Genomic DNA, 23,911 nt, shown 5'->3' with positions numbered 1-23,911 from the left:
TGACGAGCGTTCCTCGTCGCGTGAGATAACAGAGAAGAGGGGTCGCATGGGATGGAGTACGCGGGAACTCGCCGAGTTGGCGGGTACGTCGATCAACACGATTCGTCACTATCACCGGGTCGGCATCCTCGACGAGCCGGAGCGGCGAAGCAACGGCTACAAGCAGTACCAGGCCAAGGACCTCGCGCGGGTGATTCGGATCCGACGGCTGAGCGAGCTCGGTGTCCCGCTCGCGGACGTGGACAGCATCGGTGCGAGCGGAGACGCCGACGCCATCGCGCTGCGTGTCATAGATGCCGAACTCGCCGCGGGGATCGAGCGGCTTCAGCGCGCCCGTATGGATGTCGCCGTCATGCTCGAACACCGCTCTTCACCCGACGTCCCCGTGGGCTTCAGCGGTGTCGCACACAGACTCAGCGACGCGGACAGGTCGGTCGTCACCATCTATTCGCAGCTGCTCGACCAGTCCGCCCTCGACGACATCGCGCGCATGATCGAGAGCGAACCTCCCGACATCGAACGCGACTTCACCAAACTGGCCCCCGATGCTCCTGACGACGAGCGGCAGCGACTTGCCGAGCGCATCGCGCCGACACTGACGCAGCATCTCCGGGACTATCCCTGGTTGAAGGCGGGGGAGGAACGACAACCCCACAGCTCCGAAACGGCCGACACGGCGTTAGCGGAATCCCTCACGGACCTGTACGACCCAGCCCAGCTCGACGTCCTGCGTCGCGCCATCATCCTGGCCCACGAACTGGCCGCGACCTGAGCAGCACGCTCAATCCTCGGGCGGGCTGTCCGTGGTTGGGCGGGTCGTGACCCGGATGCTTGCGATGCGACGGCGATCCAATGACGCGACCTGAATCGCTGCGCCCGGCACGTCGATGGTGTCGCCGATGCCCGCGAGTCGTCCGAGCCGTTCCGTGACGTAGCCCGCTATCGTGTCCGAGGACCCGCGTTCCAACGTCAGCCCAGTGGCCTCTTCGAAGTCCTGCAGGTTGAGTCGGCCGTCGAGGATCCCGCCGTCCACGGCTGCGTCTGCAGCGATGTCATACTCGTCGAATATTTCGCCGACGACTTCCTCGACGAGGTCCTCGAGCGTTACGATCCCGTCGGTGCCCCCGTACTCATCCACGACGACGGCAATCTGGTGGCCTTCGGCACGCATGCGCGTGAGAGTCGGCAACACGCCGGCAGTCGATGGGAAGTAGCTGATCGGTCGGACGAGCGCGTCCAACGGGCGGCCAGGTTCTTCAGCCATGGCTTCGAAGAGATCGCGGACGTGGACGAATCCGGTGATGTCGTCGATGGAGTTCTCCGAGACCGGATAGCGGGAGAACGGCAGTTCGCGGACCTGTCCGACCGCGTCGGCGACCGTTCCGGTCTCGTCGAGAGCGACGACCTCGGGTCGCGGCCGCATGACCTCGCTGATCTGCCGACCACGGAGCGAGAGGACGTCGTCGAGGATGCGACGCTCATCGTCGGGCAGCCCCTGGTGGGAGGCGACGATGTCGCGGAACTCCTCCTCGCTGAGTTCATCGGCGGCCTTATGCGGGTCGCCACCGAGGAGTCGCACGAGCGCGTTGGTGGAAACGGACAGCAGCCAGATCACGGGGCGCATAATGGTCGCGAAGCCGTCGAGCACCGGTGCGACGGCGTAGGCGAACTGTGCGTTGCGCTGAATCGCGAGGCGCTTGGGCGCAAGCTCTCCGAGAACGAGAGACAGGTAGGCGATGATCAGCGTGAGAAGGACCGTGGCAAGGGTCAGCGATAGGGGCGCGGATGCTCCCCAAAGCTCGAAGAGCGGCGCGACGGAAGGAGCGAGCGAGGTGGCGCCGTAGGCGGCCGATGCAAAACCCGCGACGGTCACACCGATCTGAACGGCGGAGAGGAAAGTGTTGGGATTGCGGGCGAGGCTTGCGACCTTCGCCCCACGCTTGCCGCGTGCGGCGATCATGTTGATCTGGCTCTCGCGGAGTGTGACGAGGGCCATTTCGGTGGCCGCGAACACACCTCCGACGAGGACGAATATCACGACGAGGGCGATGTTCCAGAGGACGTCGCTCATCAGCGATCAGCCTCCACTCTCAGGGCGGGGGCGGGGGCGGGGGCGGGGGCGGGGGCGGTGCCCGGGGTCTTCCGGGCGCCGGGACTGTCCGAGTCGGGCGACGAGCCCGATCGAGGTACTGATCTCACGAGAGTTTCCTTTTGGGTGCGGGTTGGAGGTGAAGAGAGGCGGCGGAGTCAGAACGAGGCATCGCCGTCGCAAGCGGCGGGGGGTGACGTGTCGATCGTCGGTCGGCGGCACGCGCGGCCGATGGATGGGCGCGCAGAACGTGCGCACGAAGCTGCCATCGTGACCCCTGAGAGCGGGGAGAGATGCAACGGGGCTCCAAACCTGGCGTGACCGACCACAACCAAGGTCTTCCCCATCTCCATATCGGAGACCGGTGGCCCGGGATGCGGTGCATCCGTAATGACGAGCCGACCGTGCCGGAGTACTCCCCTTGGACTTCGGAGCATAAGTGGTCAAGGAAGGAACTCCCTGGGAAACCACTCTCAAAGGTTCTTGCCGACCAAGTCCGCGCTCGCACGGCGGCTGAGTGGCAGGTAACGCGTATACGGCTGGGGCTCTGAGCTCGACGGGCGAGAGCCCGGGGCATGCCGCGGCTCACGATTCAGTACTTCTACGTCCTCATCGGTGCTGAGGGCTTCGAACACGACATTCAGGACGCGGACTGGGATGCCCAGCTCGGCCGTCACAGCCTGGGGTGGGTGAGCCCGCGATGACCACGTGCGGCTTCGTCCCAACCAACGCCGGGGTCGTCAAACTTCGATGAAAGTCGACACGCGGGTCTAACGGTTTCGCCGCGACGGAGAGGGATGCTGCCCAGCGCGATGGCTGCAACCAGCCGAAGCCGAGTAGTCGTTCGCGGGCGTCTCGGATCGACGTCAGTGCGATCCGTGCTGGTTCGTGTGTGCTTGGCAGCGCGCAAGGAGATCAGCGCGGCGGCGGATTGCTGCCTGGGCGCTTTCGGTGACGCTGCTTCCCCTCCTGCTCGGGGTGGTCACATCGAGGTCGGGGCGAGCGAACAGGACGTCGTAGAACGGAGCGAGCTTCTCGTCGGAGAACTTGAACGTGCGGCTGAGCGTCTGCAGCGGTGTACCCCACCGACTGCCGCTGTCAGCGTTGATATCAGCGCCTTCATCGAGCAGGCGGGCGAGGAGAGGTGTTTCGGCGGTGAAATCGTGGGCCGTTGCGCTCAGCAACACGTGCAACGCGTTCGCCCCGCTCTCGGTCGCGGCGCCGGCATCAGCGCCGTCGTCGAGCAGCCGCGTAGCGATCGCGACCCGGCTGGCGGGATCGTCGTTGCGCAGAGCCCGCATGAGTAGCGTCGTTCCGTCCTCGCCCGCCCACGTCGCCAGCGACGGTTCATAGGCGGCGAGAAACTCGGCCTCGCTGTTGGTCGCAGAGAAGTAGACGCTGGGGTAAGCCATGCCTTCAACACTATTGGTGGTCAGGGGAGGCGGCGATGGGGACGGCTCCCCACAGCCCGCACCGTTTCGAGCCCGAGATTCTCAGCGAGGGATGACTCCTCCCAGCGCGGGGCGACGCGCCCATCGCGCTCGCAACCGCTGCACCGTCGTCAAGGCGTCGGCGCGTGCAGCGGTTGAGAGGACCGTGGCGTACGTCGGAGATTCGACGAACCATGGCTCGACCACGAACATGTCGTCATGCCAGAGGAAGCCGAGATCGGCCATCGAGTTCCCGATGATGTCGGCGAACGCAGCGGAGACCGCTTCGAGGGCCTGTCTCGACATGGCGACATCGGCGGGTTCGACGCGGCCAAGCATGGCGTTGAAGTCGCGCCAGCACTCATCCAACACACGCGATCCCAGAGGGTTCGTGCCGGCCTCGCCTACGAGCCCGCCCTCGGATACCGCTGCTTCGCGAGCGGCGGCGTACGCGAGTCCACGCCACGCGACCAGCACAGAACTGGTCACCTCGAAAACCAGGCGGCCGACAGAGCGATGGCCTTGATATGTGGCAACGGCGACGTCGAGGTTGGCCTGAAGGTCAGTGACGATCGCGGCCGGCTTCCACAGCGGCTCGCCCCGACGGAATTCGACGCCGACGCTGACTTCTGCGCGATACTCCTCGATGATCGCCGCGGCACCACCCACGAGATTGAGATCGCGGAAGCTCGCGGTCGCGTCGGGCTGGTAGACCTGTTGGTTCTGATGCATGACGACGTGTTGTGCCTCGTGCACCAGCACGCGTTTGGCGATCAGTTCGTTGACCTCGGTCTGGTCCCGATCGAGATCGTTGCGAAAGTAGTGCGCGTGGAGGAGCACAACGGCTCGGCCGTCGGGCAGCCGAAGTGTCTTCCCGGCTGAGAGCCCCGCACCATGCTCGACCGCGTGAATTTCCGGCGCCTCCTCTTCGGGAGCCCAGCGGGCCACCGAACCGGGGAAACTCCCGGTCACCACCAACTGCACCTGTGACGGATGGGGAACGGACAGTTCGAGGTGGGCCCAGCACCACGCAAGAGTCGGCGGGACCGACGGCGGGGCGAGCGTGACATCGATCAGCTTGAGATCGACCCCCTCCACGAACAACTCGACAAGCGGCTGCGGTGCGGGGCTGGTCATTCGATCCCGCCGACCACGGAATAGTTGGAGTGCACGGAGGAGCTTCCGGGCAGGAGTGCCAGAAAGCTCCATTCGGTTCGCCGGTTCGTAATGCGGCAAGTATTCATTGCAGGCCTTAGCTCAGCGTGCTGCGGCGTGAAGCCAGATCGTGATCCACCCGAGGGCGAGGAAGAACAGCGCTACGCCGGGCAACAGGCGCTGCATCGGGGTGAGGCGCTTCCACCGTGACCATGCAGCGATGGTGGCGGTGAGACACACTGCCGTGCCGATGATCGCCGCGATAGTGACATCGTGACCTGTCTGGAAGGTGATGCTGCCACCGGTCGTTTCTTCATAGACGCACGCTCGCCCAATCGGCATGAATGTGACGTCAGCCACGATCTGGGAACTCTCGTCGGTGGTGGCCGGCATGTTGCCGAAGCATTTGCCATCCATCTCGCGCGAATCGCCGTACTGAGACACGAAAGCGACCCAGACGGCTAGTTGGCTGATCAGGCTCAGGGTTATGAGCCATGTCGTCTGGGCTGCCCGGGTCGCTTTCGTCATTTGACTAGTGTTCACACACGCACCTGTGAGGTCTGGGGGTCAGGCGTTCGCAACCCGTTCGGCTTCCTTCTCGGCCACGATCCTTCGAAGACCTGAGCTGGAGAAGCGGTGGTCCCGGCCATTGAAGTACAGCTCGATCCCGCGCTCCTCGCAGTACGCGCGCCCGGTGAAGTCGCGGTCCTGATACTCGTCGCCGACGATTCGCACATCGAGCTTGAACGAGCGGAGGATGTCTTCGAGATCCTGTTCCGTGGAGTAGGGCACGATCTCGTCGACGTACTGGCATCCGCGCAGTTGGATGTACCGCTCGACCACAGTCTGCGTCGGCGCGTTCTTCTCGGGCCGATCCAGTGTCGGGTCCATCTGAAGCCCGACGATGAGGTAGTCGCACTGTCGCTTCGCCTCGGCAAGCATCATGATGTGCCCCGCATGCAGCAGGTCGAACGTGGAGAAGGTGATTCCCACACGCGGTCCAGGGTTGTAATCTCGCCGTTGGATCGCGGGCTCATCAGGCATGGTGTCTCCCTCTGCATCGGTTCCCGATTCACTCTACTGATCGCGTTCGTACGGCTTTCGAGCGGAGAACCGCCGTGGGCGCAGCTGAAGCGCCTTCGCGAGCACCATCGTGATCCACCCCAGGGCAACGAAGAAGAGCGCTACGCCGGGCAACAGGTTGGCCTGAGGGCACCGCTCAGCCGATGAGATCCGAGCACCTGCGCTTCACCTGCTGGGTACCGCATGCCGGAGGATGCCTGGAGACTGTACCTATGGATCAGGTGCTGCATCGACTTTTCGCTGCGGAGAACGACCGCGACTGGGAGACGCTAACCGCGTTGCTCGATCCGGCTGTGACGTGGTTTCTCGTCTCTGGGGCGACGACGGTGATTCGGGGTCGTGACGACTATGTCTCGCGTCTGCAGGCTGCATACGAGGGGCGCCCCGCGGCCCGCTTCCGAGTCGAGCGCTTTCGAGAGACCGGGCACGGGCGCACGATGTGTGAGCTGGTTGATGACGTGGGCAGAGTTTCGGTCGAGGTCTTCGACGTGCGAGACGGATTGCTCGTGACGGAGTGGGAGTTTCCATTCGGCTCCCGCGATGCGTAGAAGTATCTCCATATGGACACCTGCCGGCCTGCGACGTCCTCATGAGAGAGAACATGATTCGACAAGTACTGCAGATGCTCCGCCGGGGTTGTCCTGTGCCCCATTGCGAACTCCTTTGTGACCCGTGTACTTGGGTGGATCGAAGACCGCTCTAAGGTCGTTGTGTGGTGGAACCACAGTGGGTGATGGCCCAGCGCGTTTCGGGCGCGAAAACGCCGCCCCCGCGAGGCCCACGGCTGCGATCAAATGTGGCCGCGGGGCGGGTCCTTCGCTCCTGCACTTCGCGCGCATGTTGTCGTGTTGTCCACGTCCGACGGTCTGTGTCGGATGGTGCGGTGGCCCGGACTTTACAGTGTCCTGATGCGGACAACGGCGAGTGCAGACGGCGTCGGGCTTGCCCGACGGCGAGATCTCGGCGTTCGTGACGGTGTGTGGGTGTGAGACGGGATCTGCGGCTTCTCCCCGTCGCCGGGGGAGCGTGGTCAGTCGCACTGGTGTGCGTGCTCGTGCCTGCTGCGACCGGATGGTGTGCACTCATCGGTGCGGTCACCGCGGTCGTCGTGTGTGGGGTCATGCTGCGTCGTCGACAGCGATCGGCGTCGCTTCTCGGGTTGGTACTGGTGACGTTTGCGGTCGCCGCGGCCGTGTCGGTCACCGTGATGTCCGCGTTGCCGGCGAGGGAGAGTGCAGCCTCGTGGGATGGTCGTGTGGTCGAGGCGACCGGGACGGTCACGTCGTCGTCTTCGGTGGGTCGGGACGGGAGACTGTGGATGGAGGTGCAACTCGGGGGCATCGGACCGCCGGGGGTGGTCGGTGCGGCTTCGGCACCCGTGCGTATTGGCATTGACCCGGCTGATGGATTCGATCTCGGGGCGACGGTCAGCGTGACGGGCGAAGGTGCCGCGACGGAGCCGGGGGAGCGGACTGCACTGGTCGTCTTTGCTACCGATGCCGAGATCCTGCGTCCCGCGCGCGGCGTGTTCGGCATCGCCGCGGACGCACGGCAGGCGTTCATCGACCGCTCCCTGCGTCTCCCCGAGCCGGGCGCCGGTCTCCTCCCCGGCCTCGCGGTCGGCGACACCCGCGCGGTCACACCGGACCTGAACGACGACATGCGCACCAGCGGCCTCAGCCACCTCACCGCCGTCAGCGGCGCGAACTGCGCCATCGTGGTCGGAGCCGTGTTCTGGCTGACCGCCCTCTGCGGAGGAGGACGGAAGCTGCGGGTGCTGCTCGCCGCGACCGCGCTGGCGGGCTTCGTCGTGCTCGTCACACCGGAGCCGAGCGTCATCCGTGCCGGTGTGATGGCGGGCGTGGCGATGGTGACCGTCTTGCTCGGGCGTCCCAGCGCCGGAGCGGGACTTCTCGCGCTGTGCGCGGTGGCGATCCTGCTCGTCGATCCGTGGCTCGCCGCCACCCCCGGCTTCGCGCTGTCTGTGGCGGCATCCGGTGCACTCATCCTGCTCGCGCCGCCGCTCGCCCGCGGTCTGAGCCGAATGATGCCCGGTCCGCTGGCTCTCGCTATCGCCGTCCCGCTGGCGGCGCAACTCGCCTGTGGGCCGATCATCGCGCTGTTCGCCGAGCAGCAGTCGCTGGTGGGAGTAGCGGCGAATCTGCTCGCTGCGCCCGCGGCTCCGATCGCGACCGTGCTGGGACTCCTCGGGTGCCTTGCGGCGCCCCTGCCACCGCTGGCAGATCTGTTCGCGGCCTCGGCATGGCTTCCGGCCGCGTGGATCGCGACGACCGCCACGACGACCGCAGGCCTCCCGGCCGCAGAGCTCGTGCTTCCGGCGGGGATAGGCAGTGCCCTGCTGGTGCTGGTGGTGAGTGCGGCTGTCGCGACTCTCCTGCTGCGGCCCAAAGTGGAATCACTCTCGATATCTCGTCGATGGGTGAGGCTGGCACAGGGGAGCGCCACGGCGATCGTCATCGTGGTGCTCTCGCTGGGTGCCGCACGGGTGATCTTCTCGGGTCCGTTGGCGGCGGCGACAGCACCCGACGGATGGGCGGTCGCCGCGTGCGATGTCGGACAGGGCGACGCAGTGCTGGTGCGTTCCGCAGGTGTCGTGGCACTGTTTGACACCGGCCCGGACCCGAAGCCGCTGGCGGAATGCCTGCAGTCGTTGGGCATCGGACGCATCGATCTCTTGGTGCTGTCGCACTTCGACCTCGACCACGTCGGCGGAACTTCGGCGGTCTACGGGAAGGTCGAGAAAGTACTTCACGGTCCTGTCGAGGGCGACTCCGCCGCGAGGCTGCTCGACGATCTCTCAGAGAACGGGGCGGCGCTCACCGAGGCCTCCGCCGGCCTGCACGGAACGCTCGGCTCAGCCGCCTGGCGGGTGTTCTGGCCCATCAGGAACTCCGCCGCCTTCCCGGTCGGCAATGACGCGAGTGTGGTGGTGTCTGTCGAAGGAGGCGGGGTGCCCCGCTCGTTGTTCCTCGGCGACCTGTCAGCGGCGCCACAGCGGATGCTGCTGCGAGAGGCGCGCCTTCGTCCGTACTCGGTCGTCAAAGTCGCGCACCATGGCAGTGTCGACCAGGATTCCGGTCTCTACGAGGCAATCCACGCAGCCGCGGCCCTCGTGAGCGTCGGAGTGGACAACGAATACGGACATCCCCGCGACGAGACGCTCGACCTTCTCACCTCGACCGGCGCGCATATCCTCCGCACCGATCAGCAGGGGCGCGTTCTGATCGGCGAGACCGATGGTGCATTGCAGGTGTGGACCGAGCGTCGGTGACGAGCCGAGCGTCGGTGACGGGGCCGGCGTCGGTGACGAGACGGGCGTCGGCGACGGAACCGGCGTCGGAGGCCCCCGGTAGGCTGGGTCCATGGCAGCTTCGCGTCCCTCACCCCGTGGCGGCGCGAAGCCGGCGAAGATTCCGCAGGTGTCGTGGCGCGATCCGCGTCCTGCGCCACTCGTACTGGTTTCCGGTCCCGAAGAGATCTGCGCTGAGCGCGCGATCGCCGGAGTCCGCGACTACCTTCGCACCGAAGATCCCGCGCTCGAGGTCAGCGACGTACGCGCTGACGACTATGCGCCGGGCACCCTGCTGTCGCTCAGCTCACCCTCGCTGTTCGGCGAACCTCGCCTGGTGCGAGTGTCGGGCGTGGAGAAGTGCACCGACGCATTCATCCAGGAGGCGGTTTCGTACCTGGAGCACCCGCAGGAGGGGGCGACGGTCGTGCTGCGGCACACCGGCGCCAGCGTCCGCGGAAAGAAGCTCCTCGATGCGCTCCGGGCTGGTACCGGCGGCGGCATCGAGATCGCGTGCCCCGCGATCAAGCGCGACAGCGACCGGGTCGATTTCGCCGCAGGAGAGTTCCGCTCGGCGAAGAAGCGCATCGCACCGCCGGCGCTGAGGGCGCTCGTCTCCGCCTTCGCAGACGATCTCACCGAGCTCGCCGCGGCATGCCAGCAGCTGATCGGTGATGTCGAGGGCGACATCTCCGAAGACGTGGTCACGAAGTACTACGGAGGACGGGTCGAGGTGTCGGCGTTCGTCGTCGCCGACACCGCTATCGCCGGCCGCTACGGCGAAGCGTTGATCGCGTTGCGGCACGCGCTGTCGTCCGGTGCCGATCCGGTGCCGATGGTGGCGGCGTTCGCGATGAAACTGCGAACGATGGCGCGTGTGGCGGGCAATCGTGAGCCGAGTCGGCAGCTTGCTCAGCGACTCGGCATGAAGGACTGGCAGGTCGACCGTGCCCGCCGCGATCTCGCGGGCTGGAACGAGCGCTCCCTAGGCATGGCGATTCAGGCGACCGCCCGGGCTGACGCCGAGGTCAAGGGCGCTGCCCGCGACCCGATCTTCGCGCTGGAGCGCATGGTCACCGTCATCGCGACCCGGCAGCCCTTCGGCGCGGCGTAATCGCCGTCGGAAAGACCTGCCAAGGATACTCGCGCGGAGCATCGAAAAAGCCCGCCTCCGAGGAGGCGGGCTTTTTCAGAAGCTGGTGCTCGATGAGCAGAAGCCGAGGTTCAGAGAGAAGCGACCTGCTTGGCGATGGCCGACTTGCGGTTCGACGCCTGGTTCTTGTGCAGAACGCCCTTGCTGACGGCCTTGTCGAGCTTGACGGTCGCCTTCTTCAGGTTTGCCTCAGCCGCTGTCTTGTCGCCAGCGGTGACAGCCGTCTTGGTCTGGCGGATGAGCGTCTTGAGCTCGCTCTTCACGGCCTTGTTGCGCTCGTTCGCCTTGATGTTGGTCTTGTTGCGCTTGATCTGCGACTTGATGTTTGCCACGTGTGGACGCTTTCTGTACAGGAGTGTTTAGGAATGCCGGCAACAGAAGAGGGCTGCTGCACAGCGGTCGTGAGGGAAGAACCCACACGCAAGCCAAGAGTCGAGTCTACCAGCAGCGGGGATGATCTCGCGAACGACGCCCAGAACCCGCTGATGTCACATCTGCGACGACTCGTCCAGCGTCGCGATCGCGAGCTGAAGCACCGCATTGAAGACCCTCGGCCGCATCGCCGTCACCAGATGAGTCGTCCGAGGGACGACGATCAGCTCGGCCTGCGGAGCGAGGCGCCGGAAGAGGTTCTCATTGGCCCGGAGCTGGTCGTACTGTCCGTTGACGAACCACAGCGGGACGTCGATCCGCTCGACCGCGGTGGCGATGTCCAGCGCCGTCAGGGCCCGTAAAGCGCTGTCCTGCTTGTCGAGCGCGTAGCCACCGGCCGCGAAATCCGATCGCGTCTCCTCGGGAATGGTGGCCGCCAGCATCCGACGGGTGATCCACATGCCTCGGTCGGGCAGGGAGTCGACGGCGCGGAACAGGAGACGATACGCGGTGAGCCCGGCGCCACGGGGGAGCGACGTGCAGGCTGCGGCAACCAGCCCGGCGACGGGTGGCGTCTGTGCTCCGCCCGTGTAGGCGAGAGAGAGCAGGCCGCCCATGGAATGGCCGACGAGCAACACGGGGCCTTTCTCGGCGGCGGCCCGCACGGCGACGTCGATGGTGTGCAACGCCTCATGGATCGAGAAGTCCTCGTCCATTCGCGAGCCGTGGCCGGGGAGGTCGACGGCGGTGTACGCCTGACCCCGCGCGTCGAGATAAGCGAGCTGGGAGCGCCACATCGTCGCGGAGGTACGGATGCCGTGCACGAAGACTATCTGAACGCTCACGCGTTCAGCATAAGGAAGGCGGGGCCGGTGGATGAACCACCGGCCCCGCTTCGATCATTCGGCTGATTCGCGACGGCTCACACTCACCGCAAGCACACCGTTCGTTGTCCCTTGATGTAGCAGGTGTAAGTTCCGTGCGGGGCGTCGCCTTCAGACGGCGGCATGATCTTGATGACGGCGCCGGCAGAGAGCGCAGGTCCAAGGACGAGCATCGTTGCCATCCCCAGTCCGACGAAGCCGTTGCGGATCACTGCTCTCTTCTTCATGAGTTCACCCTCCGTTGGTGTGCCTTTTCGGCGACAGAATAACGCGAACGCAGTCGCGTGAACAACCGAGTCACAGCGAGCCAAGCTCGAGTAGTCGTATAAGGAAGGCGGGGCCGGTGGATGAACCACCGGCCCCGCCTCGACACGGAGTGTCAGGGTATTACTTCTCCCAGCCGACGTTCTCCACCGGGGTCACGCCGAAGCCGTCCAGACCCACGTAGGGTTCAGGGGTGAGGTTGGCGAGACCTTCCTTGGCGGTGACGATCCAGGGGCCGTTGTAGAGCGGGATGACTCCCCACGTCTCCTTGATGATCTCCGGCTCGAGCTTCATCGATGCCTCGGTCCAGGCCTCGGCCGTCGTCTGCGACTCGACCTCGTCCTTGATCTGGGCGTCGATCTCCTCGGTGCTGGTACCGGACAGGTTCAGACTGCTGTCAGAGCAGTAGAGCTGGCAGAAGTATGCCGGTCCGAACGGGTCACCATCGGTGAACTGCAGCATGAACGCATCCCAGTTCTTCGTCGTGAAGTCGGTGGAGAAGTCCGCAGACGCGCGCTGCTCGATCTTCACATCGAACCCGATCTCCTTCTGCTGCTGCTGCAGCGCCTGAAGCATCGCGAGCGTCGTCGGGCTGTCGTTGTGGGTCGGGAAGACGACAGAGAGCTTGGTTCCATCCTTCTCCCGGATCCCGTCCTCTCCTTCAGCCCATCCGGCCTCGTCAAGAAGCTCCTTGGCCTTCTCGGCATCGTGCTCCAAGCCCGCTTCGGCGTACGAATCCGAGTAACCCTCCTGGAAGTCGTACATGTTCAACGAACCGGCCGGTTCCTCCTCGTAGTCCAGACCGTTCCAGATGACCTGCTTGAGCTGGTCGATGTCGGTCCCGAGGAAGAACGCCTCACGAACGGCGATGTCCTCGAACTGCGGCTTGTCGGAGTCCACGATGAGAACCGTCTTGGACGTACGCTGCGCGCGGTAGGTCACGACGTCCTCCATGCCCGCGACCTGAGCGAGGAAGTCCTTGTTCGGCGTCTCGACCATGTCGATCTCGTCGTTCTTGAAGGCGTTGATGGCTGCAGTCTCGTCGAGCCCCCTGAACGTGACCTCGTCGAGCAACGGGGCGTCGCCCCACCACATCTCGTTCGGTTCGAAAGTCGCCGTCTGACCCTTCACGTCATAGTCGGTGAGCTTGTACGGACCAGCGCCCCACTCCGGGTGCGGGCTCTCGAGGAAGCCGGTATTGAAGATCTCTGCTGTGTTCACCGCGGGGTGGAGCAGGGTCGAGAAGACCGCCTCAGGCCAGGCGAACTCCTTCTTGAACGTGATGACGACGTCCTTGTCGGTCTCGCCCTTCTCGACGGACTCGATGTCCTTGTAGTTATCCGTCGAGTTGACCTTGTACGCCTCGTCGGTGCCGTTGTAGGCCTTCCAGGTCGTCTCGAAGGCGGTCCAGTCGATCACGGTGCCGTCGTTCCAGGTGGCCTTGTCGTTCACCTTGCCCGTGATGACCGTCTTCCCGTCCTTTGTCTCGATCTCCCACGAGTCGAGGTACGCCGGATTCGGCTTGACCGTGCCGTCTGGGTCGATGAGGAGAACCTGCGGCGTGTACCAGGCCGCAAGACGCACCGTGTCAGCGGACGCGTCGCTGTTCCCGATGTTCATCTGCGGAGTGATCTCGTTGATGGCGAAGCGGACTTCGCCCCCCTCCTTCAGGTTCTCGCGCGACTGCGGGTTGTGGTCTGTCGCCTTGGTCTCCTGCGACGTCTCGCCGCCATCTGTTCCGGTGTTTCCGTTGCCCGCCGCGCAGCCGCTGAGTACGAGTGCGACAGCCCCGCTGACGGCGATGATGCTCGCCAGTTTCCTGGTGACTTTCATGGTGCTCCTTTCGCCTTTCGGCGTATTGATACAGGGGAGGCTAGTTCGCTTTGAACCGAAATGACCCGTGGTCGAGTGAATATCGCCTAACCGTTATCCGACGGTGACCGGACGCTCAGGACGCGACCGGCCGAGTTGTCATGGTCTCCGCGTCGAAGACGACGCGATGGCGCGTCCGCTCAATGTCAGGGTCGGGAACGGGGATCGCCGAGAGTAGCGCCCGCGTGTAGGGATGCTGCGGCGAGTCGAACACGTCATTGACGTCGCCATGCTCGACGAACTCGCCCAGGTACATCACTGCGACGCGGTCTGCGATGTGCCTGACCACGGACAGGTCATGCGCTACGAACAGGTACGACAGCCCCAGCTTGACCTTGAGCTCGTCGAGCAGATTGATGATGCCGGCTTGGATCGACACGTCCAGTGCCGAGACAGGCTCGTCGAGCACCACTACCTTCGGGTTCGTCGAAAGAGCTCGCGCGATACCGATGCGCTGTCGCTGACCCCCGGAGAAGGCGCTGGGAAAGCGGTCGAGATGGGCGGGGTTGAGCCCGACCAGGTCCATGAGCTCTTGAACCCGCACGTGCGACTCGGCGCGTGACATCCCGATGGCGATCATCGGTTCGGCGATGATGTCGGCGACGGTCATACGCGGGTCGAGCGCTGCCATGGGGTCCTGGAACACGATCTGGATGTCGCGCCGGAGCGCGCGCTCCTGGCGACCGCCTTTGAGGTCGCTCACGCTGGTCCCAGCGATCACGATGTCGCCGTCGTCCTGTGGGGCGAAATCCATGATCTGCAGGAGCGTCGTCGTCTTTCCGGATCCCGACTCGCCGACGATGGCCATCGTCTCGCCCTCTCGCACGTCGAAGCTGATGCCCTTGACGGCATGCACCTCCCCGACCTTCCGCTTGAACACGGCCCCCTTCATCAAAGCGAAGGTCTTGTTCATGTTGCGTACTTCGAGCGTCGCCGGTCGCTGCTCCCGCGGCGTGCGCGTCAATTCGCTCTCCGGGACGCGGGGCACCGGGTACACGGGAAGGCCGCCGATCATTCCGGCGCCCTCGATCTCGTGTGATCGGATGCAGGCGGCGCTGTGGGGAGCAGACGTGCCTGTCACAACGGGCAGGAGCTCGGGCTCCTTGGCACGACAGGCGTCCAGCACGATCGGACAGCGGTCTGCGAACGGGCAGGCATCGGCAAGACCGATGAGCAGGGGTGGGTTGCCCTTGATCGGGACCAGGGGCTCCTTCTCTGTCTTGTCGATGCGGGGGATAGCCCCGAGCAGGCCGATCGCATACGGCATGCGCGGCCGATGGAAGAGCTCGCGAGATTCGGCGTGCTCGACCGGTTTCCCGGCGTACATCACGATGACGTCGTCGGCCGTGCGCGCGACCACGCCCATATCGTGGGTGATCATGATGACGGCGGCGCCCGTCTCCGTCTGCGCCTTCTCGATCAGATCGAGGATCTGCGCCTGGATGGTCACATCGAGTGCGGTGGTCGGCTCGTCGCAGATGATCAGCTTCGGGTTGTTCGCCATAGCGATCGCGATAACCACACGTTGGCGCATGCCCCCGGAGAATTCATGCGGAAAAGACTTCATCCGCTTCTGGGGCTCGGGGATGCCGACGACCGAGAGCAACTCGACGGAGCGTTCCCACGACTCGCGCTTCGACAGCTTGCGGTGCACGGTCAGCGCTTCGATCAGCTGATCGCCGATCGTGAACACCGGCGTCAACGACGTCAGCGGGTCTTGGAAGACCATCGTCATGCCATTGCCACGGATCATCGACATCTGTTTGTCGGTCTTGCCCAGCAGTTCCTGTCCGTCGAACACGATCGAGCCGCTGATCTTGGCGTTGTCGTCGAGCAGCCCCATGATCGCGAGCGACGTGACTGACTTTCCTGAACCCGACTCACCGACGATGCCGAGCGTCTTTCCCGCTTCGAGGTCGAAGGACACTCCCCGGACGGCATCGACGCGTCCGGCCTCTGAGGGGAAGCTGACGTGCAGGTCGCGGACAGAGAGAACGGTTGATGTAGGCGTGATGGTCATGCGCGGCCTCCAGCCGCCGAGGTGGGATCGAGTGCGTCGCGCAAGCCGTCCGCGACCAGCGCCATCGAGACGGTGAGAAGTGTGAGGGCAGTCGCCGGAAAGTAGAAGATCCATGGCGCGCTCGTGATGGTGTTCGCGCCGTTGCCGATCAGCGAACCGAGGGAGACGTCCGGAATCTTCACGCCGAAGCCGATGAAGGAGAGCCCGGTCTCCGTGATGACTGCGGCAACGACGCCGAGGGTGAAGTTGATCACCAGCAGGGAGCCGATGTTCGGCAGGAGATGACGCATCACGATCTTCATGCCGCGCACGCCCATGTAGCGAGCGGCATGGACGTACTCGCGTTCTCTCAGCGACAGGGCCATGGTCCAGATGACGCGAGCTTGGAAGAACCAACCGACGAAGATCAGCGCTAGCGCGATGACCCGCCAGTCTCCTCCCGCGCTGTCGGAGACCAGCGCCAGAATGAGGAACGTCGGGATCACCATCAGGAAGTGGATGACGAGCAGAGTGGATCGTTCGACGAATCCGCCGAAGTAGGCGGCCGACGTGCCCACGACCGCCGATATCACTGTGGTGCCGATGGAAACGGTGAGGGCGATCATGAGAGAGCGCTGCAACCCGATGGCCACTTGCGCGAACAGGTCGTTCCCCGCGGGGGTGGTACCGAACCAGTGGTCCGCCGACGGCGGCGTGCCGAGGTTCAGGAAGTCGAGGGTGATGTGGTCGTACCGGGCGATGAGTGGACCGACGATCGAGAACAGCACGAGCGCGATGAAGATGACGACGCCGACCACGGCTGGTCGGTTGCGCATGAACCGGCGCGAGTACAGCGCGAACACCGACATCCGTTTGCGCCGTGCCACGATCGGTGCGTCGGGCATGTCCGTGGGGTGAACGGTGGGATCGATCATTTCCGTGCTCATGTCAGCTCACTCTCACTCGCGGATCGAGCACGACGACGGCGGCATCTGAGAGGATGGCACCGATCGCGGTGAGGACCGCGCCGAAGGCGGCGATCGCTACGACGCCGTGGATGTCGTTCTTGTTGATCGTGTCGACGAAGTACTTCCCCATGCCGTTCCAACCGAAGATGGTCTCGGTGAGGATCGCCCCGGTGAACACGGTAGGAATCGTGAACGCGAGTTGCGTCGCCACGGGGATCAGCGACGGCCGCAGGGCGTGCTTGCGGATAGCCTGCTGCTTGGTGAGGCCCTTGGCGCGCGCTGTGCGCACATAATCGGCCTTGATGTTGTCGAGGAGGAGCGATCGCTGCAGCAGGTGGTAGTTCGCATAGCCGGTGATGACCATAGCCAAGGTCGGCAAGGTGAGGTGCTGCAGTTTGTCGATGATGTAGGGGAAGAACCCGTCGATATCTCTGCCGCCGGCTCCGGTGACGTAGAAGACGCGGACGCCGAGCCAGTCGTTGAAGGCGATGGCGAGCAGCACGATCCCGAGCGCCGCCACCACGATCGGGATGTTCATGGTGATGATCGAGGTCGCCTGGCCGATGCGGTCGGCGACTTTGTACTGGCGAGAGGCCGTGTACACGCCGAGTGCGATGCCGAGGGCGGCACCGATGACAGTCGCGCCGAGGACCAATTCGCCGGAGATCCACATCCGGTAGGCGATCTGTTCGTTCACCGACTGACCGACCGGGCTCTTTCCCCAGTCCCATCGGAAGATGATGCCGCTGAACCAATCCCACCACCGCACGGCGAGCGGAACCGTGTCGCTGAGCCCCAGCGGCTCCAGGGTCTGTGTGATCTCGTCCGGCGACAGCGGCGGGCGACGCCCGACATAGTTGCTTCGAGGATCGAGGAAGGCCCAGGCAAGGAAGTAGGTCACGTTCGTCGCGACCACGATCATGAGCAGCCAGCCGAGTGCTCGGCGCACGAGATACTTGATCAAAGTGATGAGTCTTTCTCTTTACAGTCGCGCTCGGGATCCGCCGGCGCTTCTGTGAGCCGTGTAGTCACTTAACCACAGTGTGTACCCGTTTGTATACGCCTGAGACCGGGATTCACCGAAGCTTTTCGCCACCCACCCGGTATGCCGATATTCCGCTTGGACAACTTCGGGAGACTATCACCGCTCGCGCGGAATCGGGAATCATCGTCCCTGACCGTAGAATCAACGGGACATGTCACCACGCGCCCTCACACCTCTTCAGCCTGCCTCGACGCCGGCTGCGCAGATTCGCAACTTCTGCATCATCGCCCACATCGATCACGGCAAGTCGACTCTCGCCGACCGGATGCTCCAGATCACCGGTGTGGTCTCCGACCGCGACATGCGGGCGCAGTACCTCGACCGCATGGACATCGAACGCGAGCGCGGCATCACCATCAAGAGCCAGGCGGTGCGGATGCCGTGGCAGATCGACGGCGAGACGTTCGCGCTCAACATGATCGACACCCCGGGTCACGTCGACTTCACGTACGAAGTCTCTCGGTCGCTCGCCGCGTGCGAGGGCGCGATCCTGCTGGTCGACGCGGCGCAGGGGATCGAGGCGCAGACTCTCGCGAACCTCTACCTCGCTCTCGAGAACGACCTGAACATCATCCCGGTGCTCAACAAGATCGACCTCCCGGCGGCCGACCCGGAGAAGTACGCGAAGGAGCTGGCATCCCTCATCGGCGGCAAGCCGGAGGACGTCCTGCGCGTGTCCGGCAAGACCGGCGTCGGCGTCGAAGAGCTCCTCGATCGGATCGTCCAGGAGATCCCCGCCCCCGTCGGCGACGCAGACGCTCCGGCCCGCGCGATGATCTTCGACTCCGTCTACGACGCCTACCGGGGCGTGATCACCTACGTGCGCATGGTGGACGGCAGTCTGTCGCCGCGCGAGCGCATCCAGATGATGTCGACCGGCGCGAATCACGAGGCGCTCGAGGTCGGAGTCTCCAGCCCCGAACCATCGCCGTCCAAGGGTCTCGGTGTCGGCGAGGTCGGATATCTGATCACCGGCGTGAAGGACGTGCGCCTGTCGAAGGTCGGTGACACCGTCACCACCGCGCGCAAGCCTTCGGATCAGCCGCTTCCCGGCTACACGGATCCGAAGCCGATGGTCTTCTCCGGCCTCTATCCGATCGACGGAAGCGACTACGGCGAGCTTCGCGAGGCGCTCGACAAGCTCAAGCTCTCGGACGCATCGTTGGCGTACGAGCCGGAGACCTCCGTCGCTCTCGGATTCGGCTTCCGCTGCGGATTCCTCGGACTCCTGCATCTGGAGATCATCACGGAGCGCCTCGAACGCGAGTTCGGTCTCGACCTCATCACCACCGCTCCGAGCGTGATCTACGAGGTCCTCACGTCCGACACCGGCGAGACCGTCACCGTGACGAACCCGAGCGAGTACCCCGACGGGCGTATCGGGTCGGTGTCCGAGCCGATGGTCAAAGCCGCGATCCTGCTGCCGAAGGACTACGTCGGCACCGTCATGGAGCTGTGCCAGACCCGCCGCGGAACGCTGCTGGGGATGGAGTACTTCTCCGAGGAGCGGGTCGAGCTGCGCTACAACATGCCGCTCGGCGAGATCGTCTTCGACTTCTTCGACCAGCTCAAGTCGAAGACCCAGGGCTACGCCTCGCTCGATTACGAGCCGTCCGGCCAGCAGGAAGCCGACCTCGTCAAGGTCGACATCCTCCTGCAGGGAGAGAAGGTCGACGCCTTCAGCTCGATCGTGCATCGCGAGAAGGCCTACGCCTACGGGACGATGATGGCCGAGCGCCTGCGCAAGCTCATCCCGCGTCAGCAGTTCGAAGTGCCGATCCAGGCAGCCATCGGCGCGCGCATCATCGCCCGCGAGACCATCCGCGCGATCCGCAAGGATGTGCTCGCCAAGTGCTACGGCGGCGACATCACCCGTAAGCGCAAGCTCCTCGAGAAGCAGAAGGAGGGCAAGAAGCGCATGAAGATGGTCGGTCGCGTCGAGGTGCCCCAGGAGGCGTTCATCGCGGCGCTCTCCGGCGACGTCGACGGCAAAGACAAGAAGTAGCGTCACCGCTCCATCCCGCAGACGACCGCGTCGGGAGACGTCGTGCAGCGGGTGGGTGTGATCGCTCAGGCAACCGGAAGTAGGCTGAACTCATGCGGCGCGGGACTTTCCGAGACGACACGGTGGACTATGCGGCCGTGGGTGCGACCCACGCCCCCGACCTGATGCACTACCCGCCGGAGCGCAGCATCCCGGCGGAGGAATCCTGGCGTATCGGCAGCGGCGCCGAGCGCTTCCAGACCGCCGGTGAGGCGCTTCTCTCGTGGACGGCGCAGCGTGCCGCCGGTCTCTCGGTCGACGACCTTCGGCCTGCTCCCGGCCCGGCCTACGCCGGTGTGAGCTTCGATGCCGAGGGCAACCCGATCGCTCCGAGCAAGCGTGACGTCGAGCCGCGCTACGACGCCGAGGGAACGCCTTTCGTCGGCGCGGGCATGACCCTGCACCTCAAAGGACGCGTCGGCGGCATGCGTGCCGATTCGGAGCTACGGGTGATCTCGGTCACCGAGGAGACTCGGCGGATCGGGTTCGTCCTCGGCACCGTCGGCGGCTCGGTGGTCAGCGGCGAGGAGTCCTTCGACGTCGAGTGGCGCGAAGACACTGACGAGGTGTGGTTCACCGTTCGTGCCTTCGATCGGCCGAATTCGCTTCTCTACCGGGTGCTGCCGGTGCTGGTCAAGCGCCGTCGGCGCGAACTCTTCGCCCGTTATCTGCGGGCGATCTCTCCGCTGTACGCCACTCCGGTCTGATGACGAGCATGCTCTGATGGCGGGACCCCTCCCGCTCGGCGACCCTGCGCCGCCCGACGGCCGACTGCCCGCCGACCTCCCGATCGACCGCGCGGTGCCGTTCTCGGCTTACCTTCACGTGCCCTTCTGCCGTGTGCGCTGCGGGTACTGCGATTTCAACACGTACACGTCGAGTGAGCTGCGCGGCGCGAAGCAGGAAGACTACGCCTCGACGCTCATCGCCGAGATCGAGATGGCGCGCCGAGTGCTCGCGGAGGCCGACGCGCTCCGGCCGATGGACACCGTCTTCTTCGGAGGCGGAACGCCCACACTGCTTCCGGCGGGCGACCTGGCGAGGATGCTCGGCGCCGCAGCATCCGCCTTCGGCTTGGCCGCCGACGCCGAGATCACCGTCGAAGCCAACCCCGACACGGTGACGCCCGAGGTCGCGCGCACCCTCGCCGACGCCGGCGTGACGCGTCTGTCGATCGGCATGCAGTCCGCCGTGCCGCACGTCCTCGCGGCGCTCGACCGGACGCACCAACCGGACAACGTGCGCACGGCCGTCGCCGCAGCGAAGGCCGCGGGCCTCGCGGTCAGCGTCGACCTCATCTACGGTGCCCCCGGTGAATCCCTCTCGGACTGGGAAGCATCGCTCGACGCCGCGCTGGAACTCGACTCCGAGCACATCTCCGCGTACGCACTGATCATCGAGGACGGCACCAAGCTCGCCAGGCAGATTCGACGCGGCGAGGTACCGACGCCCGACGACGATCTGCAGGCGGACATGTACGAGCTCGCCGATGCGCGCCTCGCTGCCGCCGGGTTCGACTGGTACGAGGTGAGCAACTGGGCACGTCGGTCGCCGGCCTCCGGCACGTCGGAGGAGAATCGCTCACGGCACAACCTCGCATACTGGCGGGGGAGTGACTGGTGGGGATTCGGCCCGGGCGCCCATAGCCATGTGGCCGGTCTTCGCTGGTGGAATGTGAAGCACCCCGCGGCCTACGCGCAGCGGCTCGCAGCATCCGAATCTCCCGCTGCCGGCATCGAGCGGCCCGACGACGAATCCCGTCTGCTGGAGCGCATCCTGCTGCTCAGCCGCATTCGAGAGGGCATCTCGATCGACACGATTCCGCTCGCCAATCGAACCAGGGTCGCCGGGCTCATCGCCGACGGACTCGTCGATCCCACCGCCGCCATCGGAGGCCGCATCCAGCTCACGCTCCGCGGGCGCCTCCTGGCTGACGCCGTCGTCCGGGAACTGACCGATTGACTCAGCGTCTCGTCGGCTCTGAGGAGTAGGATTGGCACTCGGAACATCAGAGTGCCAACGAGTGTCCGAGTGCCGGCGAGAGGAGAAGGTGATGGTCTCAGAACGAGGGCTCCAGGTTCTCCGCGCGATCGTGCAGGACTACGTCGAAACTCACGAGCCGGTCGGCAGCCGCTCGATCGTCGATCGCTACTCGTTCGGGGTGTCCGCGGCCACCATCCGCAACGACATGGCTCTCCTCGAAGACGAGGAACTCATCGCGGCTCCGCATACGTCGTCGGGCCGCGTGCCCACCGACAAGGGCTATCGCGTCTTCGTCAATCATCTGGCGCAACTGCGCCCGCTCAGCGTCGCGCAGCGCACCGCGATCGAGTCGTTCCTCACCGCACCGACCGACCTCGACGACCTCATGATCCGCACGGTGCGGGTGTTGACCCAGCTGACCGGCCAGGTCGCGCTGGCGCAGTACCCGTCGTTCGCACGCGCGCACATCACGCATCTCGAGCTGGTGGCGCTCGCTCCCAATCGCATGCTGATCGTGCTCGTCACCGATGCGGGCGGCGTCTCCCAGCGGATGGCCGCCCTGCCCGTCGATGTCGACGAGGCCGAGACCATGATGCTGCGGGCGCGCCTTTCCGCCCTGATCACCGGTCAGGCCGTGAGTGATGCGGCGGAGCGCCTGCAGAACCTCCGTGGCACGACCGAGGAACGGCCCGACGACGCAGCACTGCATGCCCTCGCCGCCGTCGTCGAAGAAGAACTCGGCGAGTTCCGCCAGGAGCGGCTCGTGATGGCGGGGGCGGCGACGCTCGCCCGCCGCGAACAAGACTTCCGTGGCAGCATCCATCCTCTGCTCGAGGCGATCGAAGAGCAGGTGACGCTGCTCCGGTTGATGAGCGAGATGGTCACCGACGAGCACGGCCTGGCAGCCAGCATCGGCACCGAGAACGCCCCGTTCGGTCTCGGCGAGGCGTCCATCGTCGCCAGCAACTATGCCGCTCCCAGCGGCACGGCGCGCGTCGGCGTGATGGGGCCGACGCGCATGGACTATCCGAGCAATCTCGCCGCAGCGCGGGCGGTCGCCCGCTATCTGTCGCGGATGCTCGACGAAGACGAGGCCGCTCGCTGAGGCGACGGCCACCAGAGACACACGCAGAAAGGCGATTGTGGCGGATCACTATGAGGTTCTCGGGGTGTCCCGGGACGCTTCCACCGACGAGATCAAGAAGGCATACCGACGCCTGGCGCGTCAGCTGCACCCCGACGTGAACCCGGGCGAAGACGCTGCCGAGCGCTTCAAGCTCGTCACCCACGCGTACGACGTGCTCAGCGACGACGATTCGCGGCGCCGCTACGACATGGGCGGCGGTGACGGCGCAGCAGGCAACTTCAACGGCTTCGGCGGCTTCGGCGACATCTTCGAGACGTTCTTCGGCGCGTCGCAGGGAGGCGGACGCGGTGGTCGTCCGCGGTCGCGCCGGGAGCGCGGCCAGGATGCCCTCGTCCGCGTCACCCTCGATCTCGGCGATGTCGTCTTCGGAGCGCATCGTGACATCGAGGTCGACACGGCCGTTCTGTGCGAGACATGCCAGGGTTCGTGCTGCCAGGAAGGCACGTCGCCCGTCACGTGCGACATCTGCGGCGGCTCGGGCCATGTACAGCGCCAGGTGCGCAGCCTGCTCGGCAACGTCGTCACCTCGCAGCCGTGCGGAACCTGCGAAGGCTACGGCACGACGATCCCGTATCCGTGCCCGACCTGCGCCGGGCAGGGACGCGTGCGGTCCCGCCGTACCGTGTCGCTCGACATCCCCGCCGGCGTCGAGACCGGACTTCGCCTGCAGCTTCCGGGCTCGGGTGAGGTCGGCAAGGCCGGCGGCCCCAACGGAGACCTGTACGTCGAGGTCACCGTGAACGCGCATCCCGCCTTCAGCCGTGAGGGTGACGATCTGCTCGCGACCCTGGAGGTGTCGATGACGGATGCCATTCTCGGCACGGACACGTCGATCCAGGGACTCGACGGCGAAGTGGATCTGGAGATCCGCCCCGGCGTCCAGTCCGGCGACGTGCTCACGATCAAGGGGCGCGGCATCACGCCGCTGCGCGGCAACCAGCGCGGTGACCTCCGCGTCGGTGTGCAGGTGGTCACGCCGACCAAGCTGGACTCCACTCAGCGCGCCTTGATCGAAGACTTCGCGAAGAAGGCGAAAGCGCCCGGGCCGCAGCTCGCCCAGTTCCAGCAGGGACTGTTCTCGAAGCTCCGCGACCGGTTCCGCACGCACTGATC

22 protein-coding genes are annotated in these 23,911 nt (G+C 65.3%); 10 read left to right on the top strand and 12 right to left on the bottom strand.

Features of this window, described 5'->3' with window-relative positions; genetic code table 11:
* Window positions 1-46: 46 nt before the first annotated feature.
* On the top strand, window positions 47-772 hold the full coding sequence (locus D7252_RS15825; protein WP_120776261.1) for a MerR family transcriptional regulator: 726 nt from the start codon (window positions 47-49) through the stop codon (window positions 770-772).
* Between the two features lie 9 nt (window positions 773-781).
* On the opposite strand, the gene D7252_RS15820 is transcribed toward D7252_RS15825, so the two are convergent.
* On the bottom strand, window positions 782-2,071 hold the full coding sequence (locus D7252_RS15820; RefSeq protein ID WP_120776260.1) for a hemolysin family protein: 1,290 nt from the start codon (window positions 2,069-2,071) through the stop codon (window positions 782-784).
* A 593-nt stretch (window positions 2,072-2,664) separates the two neighbouring features.
* Between D7252_RS15820 and D7252_RS20445 the strand changes: the two genes are divergently transcribed.
* Complete coding sequence (locus tag D7252_RS20445) at window positions 2,665-2,793, top strand: hypothetical protein (protein ID WP_259461116.1); 129 nt, start codon at window positions 2,665-2,667, stop codon at window positions 2,791-2,793.
* 162 nt (window positions 2,794-2,955) lie between these two features.
* Here D7252_RS20445 and D7252_RS15815 read toward each other — a convergent pair whose 3' ends face one another.
* The 4 genes from D7252_RS15815 to D7252_RS15800 form a co-directional block, all read right to left on the bottom strand.
* Entirely contained in the window at window positions 2,956-3,501 is a 546-nt protein-coding gene (locus D7252_RS15815; RefSeq protein WP_120776259.1) for a hypothetical protein, read from the bottom strand.
* Between the two features lie 81 nt (window positions 3,502-3,582).
* Window positions 3,583-4,656 carry a hypothetical protein gene (locus D7252_RS15810; RefSeq protein ID WP_120776258.1) on the bottom strand — a complete coding sequence of 358 codons (1,074 nt, stop codon included), beginning with the start codon at window positions 4,654-4,656 and terminating at the stop codon, window positions 3,583-3,585.
* Window positions 4,657-4,776: 120 nt separating this feature from the next.
* On the bottom strand, window positions 4,777-5,202 hold the full coding sequence (locus D7252_RS15805) for a hypothetical protein (RefSeq protein ID WP_120776257.1): 426 nt from the start codon (window positions 5,200-5,202) through the stop codon (window positions 4,777-4,779).
* Between the two features lie 39 nt (window positions 5,203-5,241).
* Window positions 5,242-5,718 (bottom strand): adenylyltransferase/cytidyltransferase family protein, encoded by a 477-nt coding sequence (locus D7252_RS15800; protein ID WP_120776256.1) that lies wholly within the window; start codon window positions 5,716-5,718, stop codon window positions 5,242-5,244.
* Window positions 5,719-5,969: 251 nt separating this feature from the next.
* Between D7252_RS15800 and D7252_RS15795 the strand changes: the two genes are divergently transcribed.
* The 3 genes from D7252_RS15795 to holA all read left to right on the top strand — a co-directional run bounded on the left by D7252_RS15795 (window position 5,970) and on the right by holA (window position 10,181).
* Window positions 5,970-6,305: a nuclear transport factor 2 family protein gene (locus D7252_RS15795; protein WP_183055320.1), complete on the top strand. Its 336-nt coding sequence runs from the start codon at window positions 5,970-5,972 to the stop codon at window positions 6,303-6,305.
* Between the two features lie 437 nt (window positions 6,306-6,742).
* Window positions 6,743-9,049, top strand: coding sequence for a ComEC/Rec2 family competence protein (locus D7252_RS15790; protein ID WP_259461115.1), 2,307 nt, complete (start codon window positions 6,743-6,745; stop codon window positions 9,047-9,049).
* Window positions 9,050-9,140: 91 nt separating this feature from the next.
* A complete protein-coding gene (holA, locus tag D7252_RS15785) occupies window positions 9,141-10,181 on the top strand; it encodes a DNA polymerase III subunit delta (RefSeq protein WP_120776253.1) in 1,041 nt (346 codons plus the stop codon).
* A gap of 110 nt (window positions 10,182-10,291) precedes the next feature.
* Here holA and rpsT read toward each other — a convergent pair whose 3' ends face one another.
* From rpsT to D7252_RS15750, 7 genes are all read right to left on the bottom strand, one after another.
* Complete coding sequence (rpsT, locus tag D7252_RS15780; RefSeq protein ID WP_120776252.1) at window positions 10,292-10,552, bottom strand: 30S ribosomal protein S20; 261 nt, start codon at window positions 10,550-10,552, stop codon at window positions 10,292-10,294.
* Between the two features lie 156 nt (window positions 10,553-10,708).
* On the bottom strand, window positions 10,709-11,437 hold the full coding sequence (locus D7252_RS15775; RefSeq protein WP_120776251.1) for an alpha/beta fold hydrolase: 729 nt from the start codon (window positions 11,435-11,437) through the stop codon (window positions 10,709-10,711).
* Window positions 11,438-11,520: 83 nt separating this feature from the next.
* A complete protein-coding gene (locus tag D7252_RS15770; protein WP_120776250.1) occupies window positions 11,521-11,703 on the bottom strand; it encodes a hypothetical protein in 183 nt (60 codons plus the stop codon).
* Window positions 11,704-11,863: 160 nt separating this feature from the next.
* A complete protein-coding gene (locus D7252_RS15765) occupies window positions 11,864-13,573 on the bottom strand; it encodes an ABC transporter family substrate-binding protein (RefSeq protein WP_120776249.1) in 1,710 nt (569 codons plus the stop codon).
* A gap of 115 nt (window positions 13,574-13,688) precedes the next feature.
* Complete coding sequence (locus D7252_RS15760; protein WP_120776248.1) at window positions 13,689-15,632, bottom strand: ABC transporter ATP-binding protein; 1,944 nt, start codon at window positions 15,630-15,632, stop codon at window positions 13,689-13,691.
* The gene (locus D7252_RS15755) at window positions 15,629-16,558 is read right to left on the bottom strand and encodes an ABC transporter permease (RefSeq protein WP_251050745.1); all 930 of its coding nucleotides are present in this window, start codon (window positions 16,556-16,558) and stop codon (window positions 15,629-15,631) included. Before D7252_RS15755 ends, D7252_RS15760 begins: the two co-directional genes overlap by 4 nt.
* Before the next feature lies 1 nt (window position 16,559).
* Window positions 16,560-17,543 (bottom strand): ABC transporter permease, encoded by a 984-nt coding sequence (locus D7252_RS15750; protein WP_120776246.1) that lies wholly within the window; start codon window positions 17,541-17,543, stop codon window positions 16,560-16,562.
* A gap of 232 nt (window positions 17,544-17,775) precedes the next feature.
* On the opposite strand from D7252_RS15750, the gene lepA reads away from it, so the two are divergent.
* The 5 genes from lepA to dnaJ all read left to right on the top strand — a co-directional run bounded on the left by lepA (window position 17,776) and on the right by dnaJ (window position 23,909).
* Window positions 17,776-19,629, top strand: coding sequence for a translation elongation factor 4 (gene lepA, locus D7252_RS15745; protein WP_120776245.1), 1,854 nt, complete (start codon window positions 17,776-17,778; stop codon window positions 19,627-19,629).
* Window positions 19,630-19,721: 92 nt separating this feature from the next.
* Window positions 19,722-20,375 (top strand): DUF1990 family protein, encoded by a 654-nt coding sequence (locus D7252_RS15740; RefSeq protein ID WP_120776244.1) that lies wholly within the window; start codon window positions 19,722-19,724, stop codon window positions 20,373-20,375.
* A gap of 16 nt (window positions 20,376-20,391) precedes the next feature.
* On the top strand, window positions 20,392-21,630 hold the full coding sequence (hemW, locus tag D7252_RS15735; protein WP_120776243.1) for a radical SAM family heme chaperone HemW: 1,239 nt from the start codon (window positions 20,392-20,394) through the stop codon (window positions 21,628-21,630).
* A 91-nt stretch (window positions 21,631-21,721) separates the two neighbouring features.
* On the top strand, window positions 21,722-22,756 hold the full coding sequence (gene hrcA / locus D7252_RS15730) for a heat-inducible transcriptional repressor HrcA (protein WP_120776242.1): 1,035 nt from the start codon (window positions 21,722-21,724) through the stop codon (window positions 22,754-22,756).
* A 37-nt stretch (window positions 22,757-22,793) separates the two neighbouring features.
* Window positions 22,794-23,909 (top strand): molecular chaperone DnaJ, encoded by a 1,116-nt coding sequence (dnaJ, locus tag D7252_RS15725; protein WP_120776241.1) that lies wholly within the window; start codon window positions 22,794-22,796, stop codon window positions 23,907-23,909.
* The last annotated feature ends 2 nt before the right edge of the window (window positions 23,910-23,911 follow it).

This window comes from Microbacterium sp. CGR2 (assembly GCF_003626735.1).
Classification (GTDB): Bacteria; Actinomycetota; Actinomycetes; order Actinomycetales; family Microbacteriaceae; genus Microbacterium.
This window is presented reverse-complemented; position numbering and strand designations above follow the sequence as displayed.